At 28.6% G+C, this 6,460-nt stretch carries 5 protein-coding genes; 2 read left to right on the forward strand and 3 right to left on the reverse strand.

Going from position 1 to position 6,460, the window contains the following annotated elements:
• Positions 1-49 precede the first annotated feature (49 nt).
• Positions 50-1,006 carry a tungstate ABC transporter substrate-binding protein WtpA gene (wtpA, locus tag ACH5BH_RS13220; protein ID WP_423298685.1) on the forward strand — a complete coding sequence of 319 codons (957 nt, stop codon included), beginning with the start codon at positions 50-52 and terminating at the stop codon, positions 1,004-1,006.
• Positions 1,007-1,060: 54 nt separating this feature from the next.
• Here wtpA and ACH5BH_RS13225 read toward each other — a convergent pair whose 3' ends face one another.
• The 3 genes from ACH5BH_RS13225 to ACH5BH_RS13235 all read right to left on the reverse strand — a co-directional run bounded on the left by ACH5BH_RS13225 (position 1,061) and on the right by ACH5BH_RS13235 (position 5,042).
• A complete protein-coding gene (locus ACH5BH_RS13225; RefSeq protein WP_423298686.1) occupies positions 1,061-3,352 on the reverse strand; it encodes a methyl-accepting chemotaxis protein in 2,292 nt (763 codons plus the stop codon).
• A 269-nt stretch (positions 3,353-3,621) separates the two neighbouring features.
• The gene (locus ACH5BH_RS13230; protein WP_404308178.1) at positions 3,622-3,840 is read right to left on the reverse strand and encodes a cold-shock protein; all 219 of its coding nucleotides are present in this window, start codon (positions 3,838-3,840) and stop codon (positions 3,622-3,624) included.
• A gap of 233 nt (positions 3,841-4,073) precedes the next feature.
• A complete protein-coding gene (locus ACH5BH_RS13235) occupies positions 4,074-5,042 on the reverse strand; it encodes an aldolase catalytic domain-containing protein (protein ID WP_423298687.1) in 969 nt (322 codons plus the stop codon).
• 155 nt (positions 5,043-5,197) lie between these two features.
• Between ACH5BH_RS13235 and ACH5BH_RS13240 the strand changes: the two genes are divergently transcribed.
• Entirely contained in the window at positions 5,198-6,460 is a 1,263-nt protein-coding gene (locus ACH5BH_RS13240) for a serine hydroxymethyltransferase (RefSeq protein ID WP_423297414.1), read from the forward strand.

Consider the following 6,460-nt stretch of genomic DNA (forward strand, 5'->3'; position numbering starts at 1 on the left):
TGTGCAAAATTTGCATATTACTAAATATAAATATTTTACAAGGAAAAAAATGAAAAAAATTTTATTATCTTCAACATTAATTGCATCACTAGTAGTTACATCAGTAGTGGCGAAGCAGACTATTACTGTATTTCATGCAGGATCACTAAAGGTGCCATTTTCACAAATTGAGAAAGCTTTTGAAGAGAAATATCCTCAATATGATGTTGTAAGAGAAGGCTCTGGTTCTAGAGCAGCAGCAAAAAAAATATATGCACAAGGAAGAGGTGCAGATGTTATGGCAAGTGCTGATTATAAGGTTATTGATAATTTACTAATCCCAAATCATGCAAAATTTAATGCAAGATTTGCCACAAATGAAATGGCAATTGCATATACAAAAAATGCAAAATTTGCAGATGAGATAAATAGTAAAAATTGGCCTGAGATTTTTTTAAGAGATGGAGTAAGAGTAGCCCATTCAGATCCAAATCAAGACCCTTGTGGATATAGATCTATTTTAGTTACAAAATTAGCGCAAGAGTATTATAAAGTACCTAAGTTCTATGATAAATTATTTGGATATGGAAGTTCATATACAAAAGGGGAAGAGAATAAAAGTAAGGTAGTTGTTAGACCAAAAGAGTCACAACTTTTAAAGATGATTGAAGAAAACAAATATGATTATTTATATATTTATAAATCAGTTGCACAACAACATAACTTAAATTATATTACTTTACCTAAAGAAGTATCTTTAAAAGATAATGAAAATGCAAAATTCTATAAAACAGCTTCTTTTGATATTGATGGAAAAAAACAAGGGAGTTTTATCACTAAAAAAGGTGATGCTATGGTGTATGGAATTACAGTTGTAGAAAATAAAAAATCACCAGTAAATAAAGAAGGTGCAAAAAAGTTTGTAAATTTTGTTTTATCTAAAGAAGGACAAGAAATAATGTTTAAAAATGGGCAAGGTGTAATAAGCCCAGCAAAAATAACAGGTAATGCTTCTATTTTAAAATAGATACTTTTCTTGTATGAGATAAAATCTCATACAAGAATAAACTTCTATAAGTTCTTAAAAGCTTTCCCATTCGTCATTATCAGAAATTTCTTGAATTTTTTGAGGTTCTTCTATATCTGTTTTTGTATTATTTTTTATATTTGTTTCTTTTTTATTAGTAACTCTTTGTTTTTTTATATCTTCTTTTCCTATAAAGTTACTACTACTTGCATTCTTAACTACTGTTTTTGATATTTCATCAGTTTTAACTGCAACTTCTTTTGTTTGAGTAGCTATATTCGCATTTTCTTGAGTTTGTTTATCTAAAGAGTTAATCGCATCGTTTATTTGAACAATACCTGTTTTTTGCTCTCTACTTGCTAATTCTACATCTTCTATTAATTCAATAGTTTTACTAATACTGCTATTTAAACCATTATATCCTGTAATCATTTCATTTGCTATATTTTTTCCATTATTTGCTTTTTGAGTAGCATTTTCTACAAGGTCTTTTATTTCTTTTGCAGCTTCAGCACTTCTTGCTGCTAAGTTTCTTACTTCTTGAGCAACAACGGCAAAACCTTTTCCTGCTTCACCTGCTGTTGCAGCTTCTACTGCTGCATTTAATGATAGAATATTTGTTTGGAAAGCAATTTGATCAATAATTGAAATTGCTTCTGTAATAGCTGTAACTTCTGTATTTATTTCATCCATAGCTTTTGTTGTATCATTTGCTAATTTCTCACCTGTATTTGTAGCTTTTACAACTTCTTTTGCGTGGTTTGACATCTTAATAATATTTTCAGTAGTTCCAGAAACATTTCCTGTAACCTCTTCTAAAGCAGCAGCAGTTTGTTCTAAAGCAGCAGCTGCTTCTGTAGCATTTTTATTTAATAGTTCTACATTAACAAGTAAAGTATCACTACTATTATCTAAAATAATTCCATTTTTCATATTATCAGCAAGCATACTATTGATGATATCTATTAGCTCATTTATTTTATGTGAAAATTCTCCTGAGTCATCTATCTTAGAAGTAAAATCTTTATTTGAACATTTTTGTAGTACTTCTGTTGTTTTATTAAGATCAGTTGCAATTTTTTGTCTTAATGAAGCAAGCATACTGTTAAAAATATCTTTTAATTCATTTAAAGATGGGTTTATAGTATTTTTATTTATATTACCTTTTAAATTTCCTTCTTCAATTTTATTTACTAATTGTTTTACTTCATTTATTAAATCTTCATCTTGTTTAATTGATTGTTCAATTTGAGAAATATTAGTATTAATCATTTTTGCAATTTTTCCAAATTCATCATTTGTTTTTAAATCAATTTCTTCTATAGTATGAGATTTTCTATTTAAGAAATTGAAGAAGCTTTCAAGTCCATTGGATACTTTTTCTAAAGAGTTTATGATACCTTTAGGAATAATTAAAGCTAATATAATAGCTAAAACAATTATAAGAACTGAAACTATAGAAATAACAATAATTGAAAATTCATTTGAATTTTGAACCTCAGGTCCTATTTTATCTTGTGCTTTTTTTAGGTCTAGTTTTACACTCTCTGTCAATTTAGCAACTTGTGGGCCTATTTTATCCATTTTATTTTTAATAATATCATTTCTTTTCATAATGATTTGTTTTACATCAGAAAAAGCTTTTTTATAGATAGCTATATCTTCAATAATCTTATTTAAAATACTTATTCTAGTAGGATTTTGTATCTCTTTTTTTAGTATTTCTAAGTCATGGCTTAAGTTTTTGAATTCTAAATCAACTCTTTTTGAATCAGCAGTACTATTTGTCTCTAAATATTTAACTGCATATAATCTTGCTAAAAGTAAGTTTCTTAATCCTAAACCTGCTTCATGTGATGCAATAGCATCATTATCATCAAAAGCAGAATTCATTAGTTTTGTAAATAATACTTCTAATTCTTTACCAATTATATTCATTTTATTATTTACAATATTATTTCTTTGCTTCATAAGGTTTTGAATTTCCTTAAAACTGTCATTATATACCAATAGCTTTTGATCAATTTCTTCAACCATCTTTGCTCTATTTGGATTATTGATTTCTTTTTTTGCTGTAGCTATAAAACCTTCAACTTTTTTAAAATAAGAATTAAATTCATCTATTTCTTTATCTAAACCATTTATAAAATAATCTTTTGCATTCATTCTAACCATAAGCATATTAGCTTGTACACGACCCATTAGTACACCATCTCTTGCCATTTCTCTATAGTCTTTAAATCCATTAGTTGAGGATTTTAATGAATACCAAGCATCTGCACTTAAAATTATTATCATAAGTATAATGGATGAGAACCCTAATAAAAGTTTATTTTTAACACTCATATTTACCTTCTTTCTCTTAATATATTATTTGTTATAAATTGTGTTATTATAGCATTTTAATATGATTGTAAAGTTATAAAAATCAGGAATTGTAAAAATTATTTGTGTATTAATTACACAGATATATAATAATTGTTTTTATGATGTTTTTTAATTTATCGTAGGAATTTTAACTATTTTTATAAAGTCAAAAATTTGTTATATTAGAAATAAAAATTAAGAATGAATAAGTAAAAGAAGAGTTAAATAAATAACCCTTCTATAAAGTATTATAAAACTGTAACGTTTACAGCTTGAATACCTTTATCAGTTTGCTCAGTTTCATAAGATACTTTTTGACCTTCTTCTAAAGAAACTCTTCCATATCCAGTACTGTTTACTTGTCTGTAGTGTACAAATGCGTCTTTGCTACCATCTTCAGGTTGAATAAATCCAAAACCTTTTTCGTCGTTGAACCATTTAATAGTTCCATTTTTTAAATCTGCCATTTTAAATGCCTTATATTAGTGTAATCTTGAAAATATAAAGTAAAGTGTTCTTCAGGGTAGTTCTACTGCAGTTGTGTTCAATAAATCTTAGCTAAAGATGAAACTCTAAACCATCTTTCAATTATGATATCATAACTAAAAAAGCTTTAATTACATCATAAAATAAAGAAAAGTTTTGAAATTTAAATATCTATGTGTAAAAAGACCTATATAATAAGTCTTTTTACTAAGTTTTATTCTTTTAATAAATCTCTATAGAATTCTCTATATTCCGTATTTCTTTCGTCTCTTGCTTTCATGGCAGGTCTTGGATGTTCATTTAATTGTCCTGTTAGCATATATGGAATTGAATAACCCCAGTCTAACTCTTTTTCTAAAGGTACGATGTACTCTTCTATGAACTTAAGTACAGGCATTAATTTATATTTTGGATTTTTTAAGAAACCAATTAATAACTCCATTGGACAATTTCCTGCTCCTCTTCCTAATCCTGAAACAGTAACATCTAAGAAACTTGCTCCATAAGTCATAGCTTCAATTGTATTAGCATAGGCCAATTGAAGATTATTATGTGCATGAATACCTATTTTTTTGCCACTTGCTTCTGCAACTTTTAAATATTTTTCTGTTAATTTTACTATTTGTTCTGGATAAAAAGAACCAAAACTATCAGCAATATAAATAACATCTACAGATGTTTTTGCTAGTTGATCTAAAACCTCAGTTAATTCATCATCAAATGATTTTGATACTGCCATAACATTTACTGTTGTTTCGTATCCTTTTGCATGAGCATCTTCTATTAACTCAATAGCAGCTGGTAATTGATGAATATAAGTAGCAATTCTAATCATATCAACAACTGATTCTTCTTTTGGTCTTAACTCTTCTTTTAATGATCTACCAATATCAGACATAACGGCAATTTTCATATCTGTGTTATTTTCACCAACAATTCTTCTAATATCTTCTTCTTTACAGAAATTCCATGGTCCATATTCATCTTCACTCATAATAGTAGGAGATACATTTTTCCCTATTTCCATATAATCAACACCAGCAGCAACACAGGCTTCATAGTGTGCTTTTACAAACTCATCAGAAAATTGATAATTGTTTACAAGACCGCCATCTCTAATAGTACAATCAAAAACTTTCACATCTTCTCTTACTGAAAGTATAGAACCTTTTCTTTCTATCATAATACTCTTCCTAATTCTTCTTTATTTGAAATTACTTGTATCTTATCTTAAAATCAGTCAAAGTATTATTAATAAAAATGAAATTTAGCAATATTTGGATTGTTTGAATTTAAAGTTTTGGTTATACTTTTGAAAATTTTATATAAAGGTAGAAAATGAGCTACATATCAAGCGCAAACTTAGAGACAGCAGATAAAGAGATATTTGATATCGTTGAGCAAGAGTTAGAAAGACAAACAACACACTTAGAAATGATTGCTAGTGAAAACTTTACTTCACCAGCAGTTATGGAAGCAATGGGTTCTGTATTTACTAATAAATATGCAGAAGGTTATCCATACAAAAGATATTATGGTGGATGTGAATTCGCAGATAAAGCTGAACAATTAGCTATTGATAGAGCTTGTGAAATTTTTGGATGTAACTATGCAAATGTTCAACCTCACTCAGGTTCACAAGCAAATGGTGCAGTATATGCAGCATTATTAAAAGCAGGTGATAAAATCTTAGGTATGGACTTATCTCATGGTGGGCACTTAACTCATGGTTCTAAACCTTCATTCTCTGGTAAAAACTACCAAGCATTCTACTACGGAGTAGAATTAGATGGAAGAATTAACTATGATAAAGTAATGGAAATTGCTAAGATTACTCAACCAAAAATCATTGTTTGTGGAGCATCAGCTTACGCAAGAGAGATTGATTTTGCTAAGTTTAGAGAAATTGCAGATGCAGTTGGAGCTATTTTATTTGCTGATATTGCTCACATTGCAGGACTTGTTGCAGCAAATGAACATCAATCACCATTCCCTTATGCAGATGTAGTTACTACTACAACTCACAAGACTTTAAGAGGTCCAAGAGGTGGTATGATTATGACAAATGATGAAGATATTGCTAAGAAAATTAATTCAGCAATCTTCCCAGGATTACAAGGTGGACCTTTAGTTCATGTAATGGCTGCAAAAGCAGTAGCATTTAAAGAGATTTTAGCTCCAGAGTGGAAAGACTATGCTAAGCAAGTAAAAGCAAATGCAGCTAAGCTTGGAGAAGTATTAGTTTCAAGAGGATATGATATTGTATCAGGTGGAACAGATAATCACTTAGTATTAGTATCATTTTTAAATAAAGACTTTTCAGGTAAAGATGCAGATGCAGCATTACAAAATGCAGGTATCACTGTAAATAAAAATACAGTACCAGGTGAGACAAGATCACCATTTGTAACATCAGGGGTTAGAATTGGATCACCAGCATTAACAGCAAGAGGAATGAAAGAGCAAGAGTTTGAATATATAGCAAATAAAATTGCTGATGTATTAGATGATATTGAAAATACTGATCTTCAAGCTACTGTTAAAGCTGAATTAAAAGATTTAGCTAACAAGTTTGTTATTTATAATCAGTCTACTTACTAA

The organism is Arcobacter rhizosphaerae (assembly GCF_049472155.1).
Taxonomy (GTDB): Bacteria; Campylobacterota; Campylobacteria; order Campylobacterales; family Arcobacteraceae; genus Arcobacter_B.